Here is a 14,257-nt window from a genome sequence, read left to right on the forward strand (position 1 = left end):
TCTGCCGGCGAAGCGGTGTCCGAGGCTATTTCTCCCAGCCGACCGAGGTGATGACGGTGTCCGCGAGGCTGCCGGCGCCGAAGTTGGCGAGGCCCTTGCGGACGGCGACGATGCTGGGGCGCTGGTACAGCTCGACGGTGTGGGCGAGTTCCCAGATCCGGACGTCGGCCTGGTTGTACAGGTCGGCCGCCTCGGCCGGGTCGAGGGTGGCGGCGGCCTTGCGGAGCAGGGAGTCGATCTCGGGGGTGCTCAGCTTGGAGTAGTTGCCGAAGACGTTGTCGCCCTGCGGCGCCCGGTAGATCGGGACGGTCCGCGACAGCGGGAAGGAGCCGGTGTTGCGCCAGCTGGCGAGGTCGAACCGGCCCTGGTTGATGTACTTGGAGAAGTACTCCTTGCTGGGCACCTTGTCGACGGACAGCTTGACCCCGACCTGCTGGAGCATGCTCTGCACGGCGGCCGCGAGGTCGGACTGGGCCTGCGTGGAGCCGTCGCTCATCACGTAGTGGAGCTCCAGCGGCCGGCCGTCCTTGCTCCGCGTGCCGCCGGAGTCCTTCCATCCGGCCTCGTCCAGCAGCTTCCCGGCGGTGGCCGGGTCGTACTTCACCCAGTCCCCGGCGTTGGCCCGGTAGCCGTTCTGGTTGGTCATGAAGAGGTGGTTGTCCAGCGGCTTGAACTCCACCGGCACGCCCTTGTTGACGATCTTGATCAGCGAGGCGCGGTCGAGCGCCCGCCCGAGGGCCTGACGGACCTTCCGGTCGGCCAGGGCGCCGTTCCCGCCGAAGGAGATGTGCACCTCGTCCCAGGGCGTGCCGGTGCGGATCGCGGCGTCCTTGGCGCCCTTGAGCTGCCCGTACGCGGTGGCGGTGCCGGCCGAGGCGTAGTCCACCTCGTTGTTGAGGAAGGCCTGGGTGATGGCGGCGGAGTCCATCACGCGGTAGGTGATCCGCTCCAGCTTGGGCTTCGGGCCCCACCAGCCGGGGTTGGGCTCGAGGGTGATGGTCTGGGCCGTCTTGTCGGCGTTGGCTATCCTGAACGGCCCGCCGTAGACCGGCACCTTCTCGATCCAGCCCTCGTTGAAGGACTGCGGGGTGGCGAGCCCGGCGGCCGGGAGCAGCGGGTTGAACAGGCTCTGCCAGTCGGCGTACGGCTCGGCGAAGGTGACCTTGACCTCGCCGGGGCCGGCGCCCTGTTCGACGCTCGATATCTGCTCGTAGCCCGAGGAGTCCGCGAGGTTGTAGGCCGGGTTCTTGCCGTTGGAGGCCTGCCAGACCGCCTTGAAGTCCTCGGCGCCGAGCCGCTTGCCGTCCGACCAGACGGCCTTGGGGTTGAGCCGGTAGGTGACCACCTGCGGCGAGGTGGAGGTGACCTCGGCGGAGGCGAGGTACTCGGGGACGGGGCGGTAGACGCCCTTGGCGTCCGAGCGGAACAGCTTCGCCTCGACGTATCCCATGATCTCGACCGCGTCGCCGTACGTGCCGTCGACCTGGTACGGGTTCCACTGGGTGATCCACTGCTGGAGCGGCTGGCGCAGCTCGCCGCCGTCGCGGAGCCGGTCCAGCGGCTGCGGGTTGTTGTCCTCGGCGCCCACGGTCGGCACCACCGTCTTCGCCGCTCCGTCGGCCGAGCCGTCGGCCGGGCTGCTGCAGGCCGTGGCGGCCAGGGCCACGGCGATCGCGGCGGCTGCGGCGCGGCCGAGTCTGCGGGTGGCGAGCGATGCGTCCATCACGGGTGTCCTCGGGGTCTCGAAGAGTCGACGGCCGCCAGGTGTGGCGGCACTTGAACGTGGGCAGCCAAGTCGGTGCCGACGGGGCAGAACGTAACAGCCCATCACTTCACGCACTAGAGGCCGATGTTCAGAACTGATCGAAAAGAAATGCGGCGCAACGCCGCCGCAACATCCCGTCCGTACCCGTCTGATCGACTGTGACCAGGGCGTTCGACCGACCGTCGGAACGGCCCTCCGCAGCACCCCCTGGACGGCCGACCGGCCGTGCCGTACAACTGCTGCGCGAAGCTGCGTCAAAAACCCTCCGAACGAAGGTATATGACCATGTTGGACAGGTGTGCGCACCACCCGGGCGGTAGACCGTGATCCGGTATCTGGCGAAACGGCTCGGCTACTACGCCGTCCTCCTGACCGCCGCGGTCTTCCTCGCCTACGCGCTCTCCTGCGCCGCCCTCGGCCCGCGCGCCTACTTCGAGGCCAAGCAGCCCCGCCCCTCCGCGGCCGCCGTCGACCGACAGCTCACCGCGCTCAACATCAACGACCGCACCCCGGTCGTCGAACGCTTCGCCACCTGGGCCGGCGGCCTGCTCCGCCACGCCGACCTCGGCCGCACCATCCACAACACCCCGGTGAACGAGGAGTTCGGCCGCCGCATCTGGGTCTCCCTGCGCCTGCTGCTGGTCGGCAGCCTGCTCGGCATGCTGCTCGGCGTCGCCGGCGGCGCCTGGAGCGCCGTCCGGCAGTACCGCCTCTCCGACCGCGCGCTGACCGTCTTCTCCTTCGTCCTGCTCTCCACCCCGGTCTTCCTCGTCGCCCTGCTGCTCAAGAACGGCGCCATCGCCGCCAAGGACGCCGCCGGCCACGAGGTCATCCCCTTCACCGGCTACGAGACCCCCAACCTCGTCGGCGGCCCCGGCGCCCACCTCGCCGACTGGGGTCTGCACCTGCTGCTGCCGACCCTCTCCCTCGCCCTCGGCGGCCTCGCCACCTACAGCCGCTACCAGCGCTCCACCATGCTCGACGTGCTCGGCTCCGACTACCTGCGCACCGCCGAGGCCAAGGGCCTCACCCGAGGCCGCGCCCTGGTCAAGCACGGCCTGCGGACCGCCGTCATCCCGATGTCGACGATGTTCGCCTACAGCTTCCTCGGCATCTTCACCGGCGCCGCCTTCACCGAGACCATTTTCGGCTGGCACGGCATGGGGGAGTGGTTCATCCAGGCCGTCAACGAACAGGACATCAACGCCGTGGTCGCCGTCAACCTGTTCGCCGCCGTGGCCGTGCTCGCCGCCGGCTTCCTCGCCGACGTCCTGCACGCCGCGCTCGACCCCCGGGTCAGGTACTGATGGCCACCTCCGCCCTCCCCGAGACCACCACCGCCACCGTCGCCGACCCGGCCGACCGGCCCGCACCCGCCGGACGGCTGCGCCTGGTCGCCGGCCGCCTGGCCGCCTCCCGCGGCGCACTGGTGGGCGCCGTCGTCCTGCTGCTGCTCTTCCTGCTCGCCTTCCTCGGCCCCCACCTGACGCCCTGGGACTACGCCACCCCCAACTACGGCGAGATCCGCAGACCGCCCTCCGCCGAGCACTGGTTCGGCACCAACGGCATCGGCCAGGACGTCTTCGCGCAGACCGTCCGCGGCCTCCAGAAGTCGCTCGTCATCGGCCTGCTCGTGGCGGTGCTCTCCACCGGGCTCGCCTCCCTGGTCGGCGCCTGCGCCGGCTACTTCGGCGGCTGGACCGACCGGCTGCTGATGTTCCTGGTCGACCTGATGCTGATCTTCCCCGCCTTCCTGGTCGTCGCGATCGTCTCGCCCCGGCTCCGCGGTACCGGCTGGCTCGCCTTCGTCCTGCTGCTCGCCCTCTTCAACTGGATGATCACCGCCCGGGTCGTCCGCTCCATGACCCGCTCGCTGCGCGAACGCGAATTCGTCGCCGCCGCACGGTTCATGGGGGTGCGGCCGCTGCGCATCATCTGGCGGCACATCCTGCCGAACGTCTCCTCCTTCCTCATCATCGACGCCACCATCGCCGTCGGCGGCGCCGTCATGAGCGAGGCCGCCCTCTCCTACTTCGGCTTCGGCGTACGCGCCCCCGACGTCTCCCTCGGCACCCTGCTCGCCGCCGGCACCGCCGACGCACCCGTCTTCCCGTGGCTGTTCTACTTCGCCGCCGCCCTGCTGGTGCTGTTCGTCCTCGCCGTCAACCTCCTCGGCGACGGCCTGCGCGACGCCCTCGACCCCACCTCCGAACCCGGCCGCCGCCGCGCCCGACCCCGCCGGACGAACCGAGCCCCCCGAACGCACCGGAGCACCCCGTGACCCCCGCCCTCCTCACCGTCCGGGACCTCACCGTCGACTTCGGCACCGGCCCCGCCGTCCGCGGCATCGACCTCGAGCTGCACCGCGGCGAAACCCTCGGCATCGTCGGCGAGTCCGGCTCCGGCAAATCCGTCACCGCCCTCGCCGTCCTCGGCCTGCTGCCCGGCACCGCCCGCGTCGAAGGCTCCGTCCGCCTCGACGGACGCGAACTCCTCGGCCTCCCCGCCCGCGAACTCGCCGCGATCCGCGGCCGCCGGATCGCCATGGTCTTCCAGGACCCGCTCTCCGCCTTCACCCCCGTCTACCGGATCGGCGACCAGATCGCCGAAGCCGTCCGCATCCACCAGCCGCTCGACCGCGCCGCCGCCCGCAAACGCGCCGCCGACCTGCTCGACCTCGTCGGCATCCCTGCCCCCGGCCGCGCCCTCGACAGCTTCCCGCACGAGTTCTCCGGCGGCATGCGGCAACGCGCCATGATCGCCATGGCGATCGCCAACGACCCGGACATCATCCTCGCCGACGAACCCACCACCGCCCTCGACGTCACCATCCAGGCCCAGGTCCTCGACGTGCTGCGCACCGCCCGCCAGGAGACCGGCGCCGCCCTCGTCCTGGTCAGCCACGACCTCGGCGTGATCGCCGGCAGCGCCGACCGGGTCGCCGTCATGTACGCCGGACGGATCGCCGAAACCGCCCCCGTCGACGATCTGTTCGCCCGCCCCCACCACCCCTACACCCTCGGCCTGATCGGCGCCGTCCCCCGCCTCGACGGCCGCGGCGGACCACTCGTCCCCATCCCCGGCCGGCCGCCCCTGCCCGGCGGGAGCGGCCCCGGCTGCCCCTTCGCCCCCCGCTGCCCGCTCGCCCAGGACGACTGCCGCACCGCCGAACCACCCCTCACCGCCACCACCCCCGGCGACGGCCACCTCACCGCCTGCCTGCGCGCCGCGGAACTCGCCGAACGCCGCCCGGCCCCCGCCGAGGTCTACCCCGTCCCCGACCTCCCCGCCCCCCGCCAACCCGACCTGCCGCGCGCCGAACGGGAGACCGTGCTCGGCGTCACCGGCCTCACCAAGACCTTCCCCCGGCTCAAGGGCGCCGTCCTCAAGCGCAGGATCGGCGAGATCCACGCCGTCGACGGCGTCGACCTCGACATCCGCCGCGGCGAGACCCTCGGCCTGGTCGGCGAGTCCGGCTCCGGCAAATCCACCACCCTCTACGAACTGCTGCGCCTCGCCCGGCCGCAGGGCGGCAGGATCGAACTCCTCGGCCACGACACCGCTGGCCTCGACCGCGCCGCCGCCCACCGGCTCCGCGCCCGCGTGCAGATCGTCTTCCAGGATCCCGCCGCCGGCCTCGACCCCCGCATGCCGATCGGCGACGTCATCGCCGAACCCCTCCTCGCCCAGCGCACCCCGCGCGCCGAGATCGCCCGCCGGATACCCGACCTGCTGCGCCAGGTCGGGCTCGAGCCCGACCACGCCGACCGCTACCCCCACCAGTTCTCCGGCGGCCAGCGGCAGCGGATCTCCATCGCCCGCGCCCTCGCCGTGCAGCCCGACCTCCTGGTGCTCGACGAACCCGTCTCCGCCCTGGACGTCTCCGTCCAGGCCGGCGTGCTCAACCTGCTCCGGCAGCTCAAGGCCGAACTCGGCCTCGCCTACCTCTTCGTCTCCCACGACCTCTCGGTGATCCGGCACCTCGCCGACCGGGTGAGCGTCATGTACCTCGGCCGCACGGTCGAGGCCGGCGCCGTCGACGAGGTCTTCGAACGACCCCGGCACCCCTACACCCGCGCCCTGCTCTCCGCCGTCCCACTGCCCGACCCGGCCGCCGAACGCAGCCGCACCAAGGTGCTGCTGGCCGGCGACCCGCCCTCGCCCACCGTCCGCCACCAGGGCTGCCGCTTCCGCACCCGCTGCCCCGTCTACGCAGCCCTCGACACCGACCGGCGCACCCGCTGCGAACAGGACGACCCGCCCCCCACCGAGGCCGCCCCCGGCACGGACCACACCGCCGCCTGCCACCACCCGCACACGGCCCTGCCGGCCAACCCGTAGGCGCACGGGACGCCCCTACGGGCCCGTCCCCGTTCCGGAGGGGCGACCCCACTCGGGTGGGTGAACCGCCCCGTGAGGGCTCCGGGGCCCCGCCACTGCGGCCGGACCGGTGTACCGGCGGGGTGTCGGGGCCCGTCGGCCGCCCCTGATCGAGATGCCCGTTTTAGCCTGAGATGCCCCGCCCGAGGACGGGCGGGCCGCCCACCAGGCAACCGGAGGTGTCACGTGGGGGTACCCGCGGCGCGCATCGTGTTCGACGAGGCCGACCGTGCGGCGGTCGCCGCCGCGGCCGAGGAGATCCTCGCCACCGGCGCACTGACGCTCGGCCCGTGGACCGAACGGTTCGAACAGGCCTTCGCCGCCGAACACGCGGCGGCCCACGCCGTCGCCGTGTCCAGCGGCACGGCGGCCCTGGAGATCCTGCTCCGCACCGTCGGCGTCCGCGGCCGCGACGTCGTCGTCCCCGCCGTCACCTTCTACGCCACCGCCGGAGCCGTCCTGCACGCCGGCGGCACCCCGGTGCTCGCGGACGTCGACCCCGCCACCTTCGCCCTCGGCCCCGCCACGCTCGAGGCCGCCCTCACCCCGGACACCGCCGCCGTCGTCCTCGTCCACGTCGGCGGACTGATCACCCCCGACGTCGACGCCCTGCGCGCCCTCTGCGACACCCGCGGCATCCCCCTGATCGAGGACGCCGCCCACGCCCACGGCAGCAGCCACGACGGCCGCGCAGCCGGCACCTTCGGCCTCGGCGCCGCCTTCTCCTTCTACCCGACGAAGGTCGTCACCAGCGGCGAGGGCGGCATGGTCCTCACCGCGTCCGCCGAGGTCCGCGACGAGGCCCGCATCTACCGCGACCAGGGCAAGGGCAGCTTCGGCGCCAACCACCACGTCCGCGAGGGGTACGCCTGGCGGCTCAGCGAAATGAACGCCGCCGTCGGCACGATCCACCTCCGCCGGCTCAAGGAGTTCGTCGAGGCCCGCCGCGAGGTCGCCCGCCGCTACGACGACGCGCTCGCCGGCATCGAAGGCCTGCAACCCCTGCCCGAGCCCCCCGGCTGCCGCAGCAACATCTACAAGTACATCGCCCTGCTGCCCCCGGGCAGCGACCGCGCCCGCTTCAAGCGCGAGGTGTACGACGGCTTCGGCGTCCGCCTCGCCGGCGAGGTGTACGACCTCCCGCTGCACCGGCAGCCCGTCCTCGGCCCCTACCAGGGCCCGCCGCTGCCCGCCGCCGAGGACGTGTGCGCCCGCCACGTCTGCCTCCCCGTGCACTCCGACATGACCGAGGACGAGAGCGCCCGGGTGATCGAGGCCGTCACCGCCGTCCACCGCCGACTCGCCGCGCGATGACCCGCCGGACCAAGGAGAACGCACCATGCGCGTAGCCGTCACCGGAGGCTGCGGATTCATCGGCTCCCACGTCGTCGACCGGCTGCTCGCCGCCGGCCACGAGGTCCTCGCCGTCGACACCACCGACCAGTACCTCAACCCGGCCGCCGACCACGCCCACCTCGACATCCTCGACCTGCCGGCCCTCACCTCCGCCCTGCACGGCACCGAGGTCGTCTTCCACCTCGCCGCCGTCGCCGACGTCGACAAGGTCGCCGCCGACCCCGTCCGCGCCGTCCGCATCAACATCGACGGCACCGCCACCGTCCTCGAGGCCGCCCGGCAGGCCGGACTCAGCCGCACCGTCCTCGCCAGCACCGTCTGGGTGTACGGCGCCGCCCAGACCGACCCCGGCCCCGACCGCGGCGAACTCGACGAGCACTTCCCCGTCGACCTCGAACGCAGCGGCCACCTCTACGTCGCCGGCAAACTCGCCGCCGAAATGCTCGTCCACAGCTACCGCGAGCTCTACGGACAGCACTTCACCGTCCTCCGCTACGGCATCCCCTACGGCCCCCGGATGCGCGACGAACTCGTCGTCGCCCGCTTCGTCCGGGCCGCCCTCGGCCACCGGCCCATCACCATCGCCGGCGACGGCCGCCAGACCCGCAACTTCGTCTACGTCGAGGACCTCGCCGACGCCCACGTCCACGCACTGTCCCCGGCCGCCCAGGACCAGACCTTCGCCCTCGAAGGCCCCACCGCCGTCTCCGTCCGGCAGATCGCCGACACCGTCGACCACCTGCTCGGACCGGTCACCATCGAACACACCAAGGCCCGAACCGCCGACTACACCTCCCGCCGGATCTCGGCCGCCCGCGCCAAACGCCTCCTCGGCTGGACCCCGCAGACCAGCTTCGCCGAAGGCGTCCGCCGCTACATCGACTGGCACCTCGCCCGCCCCGACCCCGGCCCCACGCCACCCACCGGCCGCACCACCCGCTGACCCCGGCCCTGAGCACCCCGTGCCCACCGCATTGCTGATCTCCGGGTCGATCGGCCAGGGCCACGACGTCATGGCCGAGGCCTGCGCCGACACTCTCCGCGCCCGCGGCTGGCACACCGCCACCGTCGACGCCATGGCCCTGCTCGGCCCCAACGCCGGCCGGGCCGGCGAAGCCGTCTTCCGCCGCATGCACGACGTACCCGGCCTCTACGACGCCTTCCACTTCGCCGCCCTGCGCCCCGGCGGCCGGCTCGCCCTGCTCGCCGACAGCGCCGCCCGCACCCGGCTCACCCACCAGGTCCGGCTGCTGCTCGACCGGCACCGGCCCGACCTCGTCGTCTCCGTCTTCGCCACCGCCACCTCCGCCGTCAACCGGGCCCGCGCCGGACGGCCCGGCCTGCGCCACTTCGTCTTCTGCACCGACGTCACCCCGCACCGGCTCTGGGTCCAGGACGGCACCGACCTCTTCCTGGTCACCTCCGAGGTCGCCGCCTGCGCCGTCCGCCGCTACCGCCCCGACGCACCGGTCGCCGTCGTCCCCCCGCCGCTGCGCAAGCCCTTCTACCGGCCACCCGCCCGGCCCGCCGCCCGCGCCGAACTCGGTGTGCCCGCCGACGCCCCCTGCGTCCTCCTGATCTCCGGCTCCTGGGGCCTCGGCCCGCTCGCCCGCACCGCCACCGCCCTCGCCGCCGCCGGCCCGCACGTCCTCGCCGTCGCCGGCCGCAACCACAGCCTCGAACAGCGCCTGCGCGCCGCCCAGGCCCGCCAGCCCCGCCTGCACGCCTTCGGCTGGACCGACCGCATCCCCGCCCTCATGACCGCCGCCGACCTCGTCGTCACCAGCTCCGGCGACACCTGCAGCGAGGCCCGTGCCCTCGGCCGCCGCCTGCTGCTCCTCGACACCGTCCAGGGCCACGGCCGGGACAACCTCCAGCACGAACTCGAACTCGGCCACGCGGACGTCACCTCCGCCCGCCCCCGCGAGGTCGCCCGCAACGCCCTGGCCGCCCTCACCCGCCCGGCCCCGCCCCCGTCCCCGAGCGCCACCCCGGCCGCCTGGCAGACCGCCTTCACCGCAGCCCTCACCCGCGTCGGCCTCGACGGCCAGGGAAACCCACAGGGCTGAGGGGTCACCCACAGGTGCCCCCATGCGCCCCCTATGGGTTCAGGCCGTGCTCCCGCAGGGGGCCGAGGGTCAGCCCGAGCTCGGTGCAGTGGTCCGCGATCCGTGGAAGGGCGCCGAGTGCGGCGTGCCATGAGCCGGGGGCGGAGGTGCAGTCCGAGTCGTGCAGCAGCACGGTCGCCCCGCCCCGGAGGTCCCGCTCCAGGGTGCGGTACACGGATCCGGCCGAGGCCCGTGCCGTCCAGTCCCGGCCGCAGGCCGTCCACAGCACCGTGCGCAGCCGCAGCCGGTGTGCGGCTGCCGCCAGGCCGGAACTCAGCACCCCGTACGGCGGCCGGTACCAGGACGGGCGCTCCCCGCAGACCTCGGCGACGGCGGCCGCCGCGGCCCGCAGCTCCGCGAGGTCCCGGCCGGGCCGCGGGTACCACGGACGCCGGTGGTACCAGCCGTGCACCGCGACCTCGTGCCCGCGCAGGACGAGCTCCCGTCCGAGCACGGGCGAGCGCTCCAGCATCGACCCGAGGACGAAGAAGGTCGCCCGCACCCCGAGCGCGTCCAGGGCGTCCAGGAACGCGGGCGTGCTCCGCGGGTCCGGCCCGTCGTCGAAGGTCAGCGCGACGTGCCCGGCAGTGCCGTGGCCGGCCGTGCGCCGTGCAGCCACCCGACTCACTGCGGGCACCCGGGTCACGGCGGGCGCCAGGTGCAGCACCTCCACACCCACGGCCCCCACCGCCGCCCACCGGACAGCCCGCGCCGGCCCACTCACGCGAAGCGGTCCGCGAGCCGCCGGAACACCCCCGGTGCGATGCCGTGCAGCCGGGCCGGCAGCGCCAGCCAGTGCGGAGCGAACTCGCGCTGCCGGCACCGGGCGGGGCGGGAGCGGTGATCGTCCGGGCGATGCTGTCCGCGATCCGCTCGGGCGGCACCGGGCGGGGCCGGGAGCGGTGGAAGGGCGTGCCGCGGCGGGCGAAGAACGGGGTGTCCACGGCCCCGGGCAGGATGATCCGCACGCCGACGCCGGTGCCGCGCAGCTCGTACCAGAGGCTCTCGGCGAACAGCGAGAGCCCGCCCTTGACGGCTGCGTACGCCGCCTCGCCGCCCACCCCGACCTGGCCGGCCATCGACCCGATCAGGACGATCCGGCCCTGCCCGCGCTCGACCATTCCGGGCAGCAGGGCCCGGGACAGCTGCAGTGGCGCCGCCAGGTCCACGGTGACCATCTCGTCCAGGACCTCGGGCGGCATGGTGGTGAACGGCCCGCGCCAGCCGATGCCGGCGCTGGCCACCAGGGCGTCCACCCGGCCGGCGGCGGCCAGGGCGCGATCGGCGAGCCGCCGGGGCCCGTCGTGGCCGCGCAGGTCCTGGGCCAGGGCGATGCCGCCGGTGCGTTCGGCGACGGCGTGCAGCCGGCGGGCGTCCGTGCCGGACAGCAGCAGGGACCAGCCCATGGCGTGCAGCCGGACGGCGGTGGCGGCGCCGATCCCGGAGGACGCCCCGGTGATCAGGGCCACCGGCGCGACCGGCCGGCCGATCTGTCCCTCACTGCCGACGGAGGCTGCCGTCGTCGTCCGGGGCACGGTGCTGTCGTCGATGCTCACCAGCGGTCACCTGTCTGCGGTGCGGGGACGGAGTGGTCTGCGGGCGGTTCCGCGGTGTGGGGGAGGGAGCCGTCAGGTGACGGCCTCGAGCCGTCCGGCGGCGCCCCGATCGGCGCCTCGATCTCGCCGAACCGGGCCAGGACGAAGGTGCCGCCCACCGCGGCGACGAAGCCGACCAGGGCCGCCCAGCCGGTGCCCGGCCGCGCCTGGTCGCCGAGGACGACGACGCCGACCAGCGCCGGGCCGAAGGTCTCCGCCACCGTGCCGGCCGCGGTCGCCGCCGTCACGCTGCCGCGCTGCAGGGCCAGCGCGAAGGCCAGGTAGCCGCCGAGCCCGCCCAGCGCGAGCGCGTACGCCGCCGGGTCGGTGAGCAGCGCACCGACGCTCGACACGTCCAGGACGCGCACCGCCAGACTGGTGATCCCGAACAGCGCCCCGCTGAGCACGCCCAGCGCAGCCGCGGCGGCATTGCCCCGACGCGCGGCCGGCAGCGCGGTGAGCAGCAGCAGGACGGCGGCCGAAGCGAGCAGCGCGTAATGGAAGAGCGGCCCGGCATGGTCGCGGCCCTCCCGGCCGGAGACCAGTGCGAGCAGGACGAGCCCCGCGACGACGGCGGCGATGCCGGCCAGGTCGCTGCGGCGCAGCCGGGCGCCCAGCAGCCACACCGCGGCCCCCGCGGTCACGGCCAGACCCGCATTGGTCACCGCCTGCACCAGGAACAGCGGCAGCGTGCGCAGGGCGACCACGCTCAGCGCGAACCCGGCGATGTCCAGGCCGGTGCCCAGCAGGAACGGCCCCGATCGGACGAGGTGGGCGACCAACCCGGCCCGGATGCGGTCCGCCGGCGGCGCGGCCCGTGCGCCCCGGGCCTGGAACACACAGGCGAAGCCGAAGCAGACGGCCGCCGCGAGCGCGGTGGCGAGTCCCAGAAGCATCGGTGCTCCCCACATCGCCGGGGCCGCCCTGCGCGGGCCGGGACCACGACGGACCCGGGTGCACCGAACGGCCGAACCGCCCGCCCACTACGACGGGATCATCCACCCCCAGTCTGTGCCAGCCCCTGCCGTCGCGCCCCTTCGCCCACGGCCGGGTACGACGCCCCGGGCGGCTGTGCCACGATCACGGGCAGTACGGCACACCGCCCGGTGCGCCTCGCCCGACAAGGAGGAGAACCGATGCCGCTCCCCTCGGAACCGCTGCGCAAGCTCGGCTTCCTGACCATCGGTCTGTTCGACCGTGCCGACCCCCGCCCGGGGCACGAGGCCACCCTGGCGCTGTTCGAACTGGGGGAACGGCTGGGCTTCGACAGCGCCTGGGTGCGGCACCGCCATCTCCAGTACGGCATCTCCTCGCCGGTGGCCGTGCTGGCGGCGGCCTCGCAGCGCACCCGGCGGATCGAGCTGGGCACCGCGGTGACACCGATGGGCTGGGAGAACCCGCTGCGGCTGGCCGAGGACCTGGCGACCGTGGACGTCCTGTCGGGCGGCCGGCTCAACCCCGGCGTCAGCACCGGCCTGCCGATGCACTGGGACGGGGTGAAGGACGCGCTGTACCCGCACACCGCGGAGGCCGAGGACTTCGGCCACGGCCGGGTGCGGGGGCTGCTCGACTTCGTGCGGGGCGAGGCGGCCTCCGACTTCGCCGGCACCGAGGGCATCGAGGAGTTCTCCGACCGCGTCCAGCCGCACGCCCCGGGCCTGGCCGCCCGCATGTGGTACGGCGCCGGCAGCCTGGGCTCCGCCCGGTGGGCGGGGGAGAACGGGATGAACCTGCTGACCAGCAGCGTGGTGAAGGCCGAGCAGGGCGAGGACTTCGCCGAGGTCCAGCGCTCGCACATCCGGGCTTTCCGCGAGCTGCACCCCGACGGCGGGCGCGCCCGGGTCTCCCAGGGCCTGGTCGTCATCCCCACCGACAGCGCCACAGCCGCACAGCGCGCCCGGTACGAGGAGTACGCCCGCTCCCGGCTGCCCCGCACCACCGCGCCCCAGGGGCCGGCCCGCCTGCTGTTCGCCCCGGACCTGGTCGGCAGCTCGGCGGAGATCGCCGAGCGGCTCTATGCCCACGCCGGCTTCCGGGAGGTCGACGAGGTCGCCTTCGCGCTGCCGTTCACCTTCGGCCACGACGACTACGTGCAGATCCTCACCGACATCGCCACCCGTCTCGGCCCCGCCCTCGGCTGGAAGCCGGCCGGCTGAACCGGCCTGGGAACAGGCGCTGTGGTCAGCGGTCGGCCGGTGCGTCCGCCACACCGGAATCGGGTACGACCGGTCCCGTCCAGAACTTGGCGAGGGCGCCCTCCTTGAACGGGGCCGGGCTCACGCTCAACTCCCCGGCGAACGGCCGGTCCAGCACGAGCACCAGCAGCAGGCTGAACCCGATCAGCGCCGCCACCGAGCCGACGAACAGCAGCTGGATACGCCGGCTGCGGATGCCGTACAGGAACGTCAGCGGCAGGATCACCACCGCACCGCCGTACACCAGCACCTGCAGCAGCACCGGCAGTTGCTGGCTGCTCTGGGTGATCCTGGCCCGGCGCTGGCCCGCGACGTCGCCGAGGCTGTCCACCGCCTCGTCGTAGAACGTCTGCTCCGAGTGGGAGGACGGCTGGTAGCCCTGCAGCGACTGGTAGACCTCCTCCAGCTTGGCGGCGGTCCGGTTGTAGTCGCCCTGCCCGTCCCGCATCAGCGGCCACTGCTGCTCGACCACCACGTGCACGTACCCGTCGACCGCCCTGTCCACCGCGTCGCGATGTGCGGGCGGGAAGGCCTGAGCGTCCCGGACGATCTGCGCAGCGGCGGTGGCCTCGGCGGCGACCACGTTCTCCGCGTTCTCCAACTGCGTCCAGAGCGTCACGATCACGAAGGCCAGGATCACCCCGTAGATCGCGCCGAACATGCTGAGCACCACGCCGACCATGTCGTTGTGGTCGCCGCTGGCGGTCTGCGGGTAGCGCCGTCGCGTCAGCGCACTTCCTAGCACGGCGACCACCACGATGCCGCCCACCACGACCATGGCCAGCGTGAACGTCGACAGGTTGTTGAGCAGCCAGACCTCCACCGTCAGGCCCCCACGGCGGCCGGACGGACGGCGGG

The 14,257-nt window shown here is 73.8% G+C and carries 11 protein-coding genes and 1 pseudogene; 7 read left to right on the forward strand and 5 right to left on the reverse strand.

Annotated features, from left to right (window positions below; genetic code table 11):
* Positions 1–25: 25 nt before the first annotated feature.
* Positions 26–1,723 (reverse strand): ABC transporter family substrate-binding protein, encoded by a 1,698-nt coding sequence (locus ACQ614_RS37685; protein ID WP_431683643.1) that lies wholly within the window; start codon positions 1,721–1,723, stop codon positions 26–28.
* A gap of 365 nt (positions 1,724–2,088) precedes the next feature.
* On the opposite strand from ACQ614_RS37685, the gene ACQ614_RS37690 reads away from it, so the two are divergent.
* The 6 genes from ACQ614_RS37690 (at position 2,089) to ACQ614_RS37715 (ending at position 9,570) form a co-directional block, all read left to right on the forward strand.
* Positions 2,089–3,072 carry an ABC transporter permease gene (locus ACQ614_RS37690; RefSeq protein ID WP_431683644.1) on the forward strand — a complete coding sequence of 328 codons (984 nt, stop codon included), beginning with the start codon at positions 2,089–2,091 and terminating at the stop codon, positions 3,070–3,072.
* Positions 3,072–4,046: an ABC transporter permease gene (locus tag ACQ614_RS37695; protein WP_431683645.1), complete on the forward strand. Its 975-nt coding sequence runs from the start codon at positions 3,072–3,074 to the stop codon at positions 4,044–4,046. Before ACQ614_RS37690 ends, ACQ614_RS37695 begins: the two co-directional genes overlap by 1 nt.
* Complete coding sequence (locus ACQ614_RS37700) at positions 4,043–6,106, forward strand: dipeptide ABC transporter ATP-binding protein (protein WP_431683646.1); 2,064 nt, start codon at positions 4,043–4,045, stop codon at positions 6,104–6,106. The genes ACQ614_RS37695 and ACQ614_RS37700 overlap by 4 nt, the downstream gene beginning before the upstream one ends.
* A gap of 225 nt (positions 6,107–6,331) precedes the next feature.
* Positions 6,332–7,459: a DegT/DnrJ/EryC1/StrS family aminotransferase gene (locus ACQ614_RS37705; protein ID WP_431683647.1), complete on the forward strand. Its 1,128-nt coding sequence runs from the start codon at positions 6,332–6,334 to the stop codon at positions 7,457–7,459.
* Positions 7,460–7,484: 25 nt separating this feature from the next.
* The gene (locus ACQ614_RS37710; protein WP_431683648.1) at positions 7,485–8,444 is read left to right on the forward strand and encodes an NAD-dependent epimerase/dehydratase family protein; all 960 of its coding nucleotides are present in this window, start codon (positions 7,485–7,487) and stop codon (positions 8,442–8,444) included.
* A 19-nt stretch (positions 8,445–8,463) separates the two neighbouring features.
* Positions 8,464–9,570 (forward strand): MGDG synthase family glycosyltransferase, encoded by a 1,107-nt coding sequence (locus ACQ614_RS37715; RefSeq protein WP_431683649.1) that lies wholly within the window; start codon positions 8,464–8,466, stop codon positions 9,568–9,570.
* 31 nt (positions 9,571–9,601) lie between these two features.
* Here the strand turns inward: ACQ614_RS37715 and ACQ614_RS37720 are convergent, their stop codons facing one another.
* The 3 genes and pseudogenes from ACQ614_RS37720 to ACQ614_RS37730 all read right to left on the reverse strand — a co-directional run bounded on the left by ACQ614_RS37720 (position 9,602) and on the right by ACQ614_RS37730 (position 12,100).
* Positions 9,602–10,228: a polysaccharide deacetylase family protein gene (locus ACQ614_RS37720; RefSeq protein ID WP_431683650.1), complete on the reverse strand. Its 627-nt coding sequence runs from the start codon at positions 10,226–10,228 to the stop codon at positions 9,602–9,604.
* 361 nt (positions 10,229–10,589) lie between these two features.
* A pseudogene (locus ACQ614_RS37725) lies at positions 10,590–11,165 on the reverse strand (SDR family NAD(P)-dependent oxidoreductase); the annotation flags it as partial.
* Positions 11,162–12,100 carry a hypothetical protein gene (locus ACQ614_RS37730; RefSeq protein WP_431683651.1) on the reverse strand — a complete coding sequence of 313 codons (939 nt, stop codon included), beginning with the start codon at positions 12,098–12,100 and terminating at the stop codon, positions 11,162–11,164. The gene ACQ614_RS37730 and the pseudogene ACQ614_RS37725, both read right to left, overlap by 4 nt.
* Before the next feature lie 240 nt (positions 12,101–12,340).
* Between ACQ614_RS37730 and ACQ614_RS37735 the strand changes: the two genes are divergently transcribed.
* Positions 12,341–13,360, forward strand: coding sequence for an LLM class flavin-dependent oxidoreductase (locus ACQ614_RS37735; protein WP_431683652.1), 1,020 nt, complete (start codon positions 12,341–12,343; stop codon positions 13,358–13,360).
* A gap of 25 nt (positions 13,361–13,385) precedes the next feature.
* Here the strand turns inward: ACQ614_RS37735 and ACQ614_RS37740 are convergent, their stop codons facing one another.
* Positions 13,386–14,222, reverse strand: a complete 837-nt coding sequence (locus ACQ614_RS37740) for an NADH-quinone oxidoreductase subunit J (protein WP_431683653.1) — start codon at positions 14,220–14,222, stop codon at positions 13,386–13,388.
* Between the last annotated feature and the right edge of the window lie 35 nt (positions 14,223–14,257).

It is taken from the genome of Kitasatospora dryopteridis (genome assembly GCF_050749075.1).
Classification (GTDB): domain Bacteria; phylum Actinomycetota; class Actinomycetes; order Streptomycetales; family Streptomycetaceae; genus Kitasatospora.

Coding starts and splice junctions, on each gene's coding strand:
- ACQ614_RS37730 (WP_431683651.1), bottom strand. CDS start 12,100: ATGCTTCTGGGACTCGCCACCGCGCTCGCGGCGGCCGTCTGCTTCGGC.
- ACQ614_RS37710 (WP_431683648.1), top strand. CDS start 7,485: ATGCGCGTAGCCGTCACCGGAGGCTGCGGATTCATCGGCTCCCACGTC.
- ACQ614_RS37695 (WP_431683645.1), top strand. CDS start 3,072: ATGGCCACCTCCGCCCTCCCCGAGACCACCACCGCCACCGTCGCCGAC.
- ACQ614_RS37685 (WP_431683643.1), bottom strand. CDS start 1,723: ATGGACGCATCGCTCGCCACCCGCAGACTCGGCCGCGCCGCAGCCGCC.
- ACQ614_RS37735 (WP_431683652.1), top strand. CDS start 12,341: ATGCCGCTCCCCTCGGAACCGCTGCGCAAGCTCGGCTTCCTGACCATC.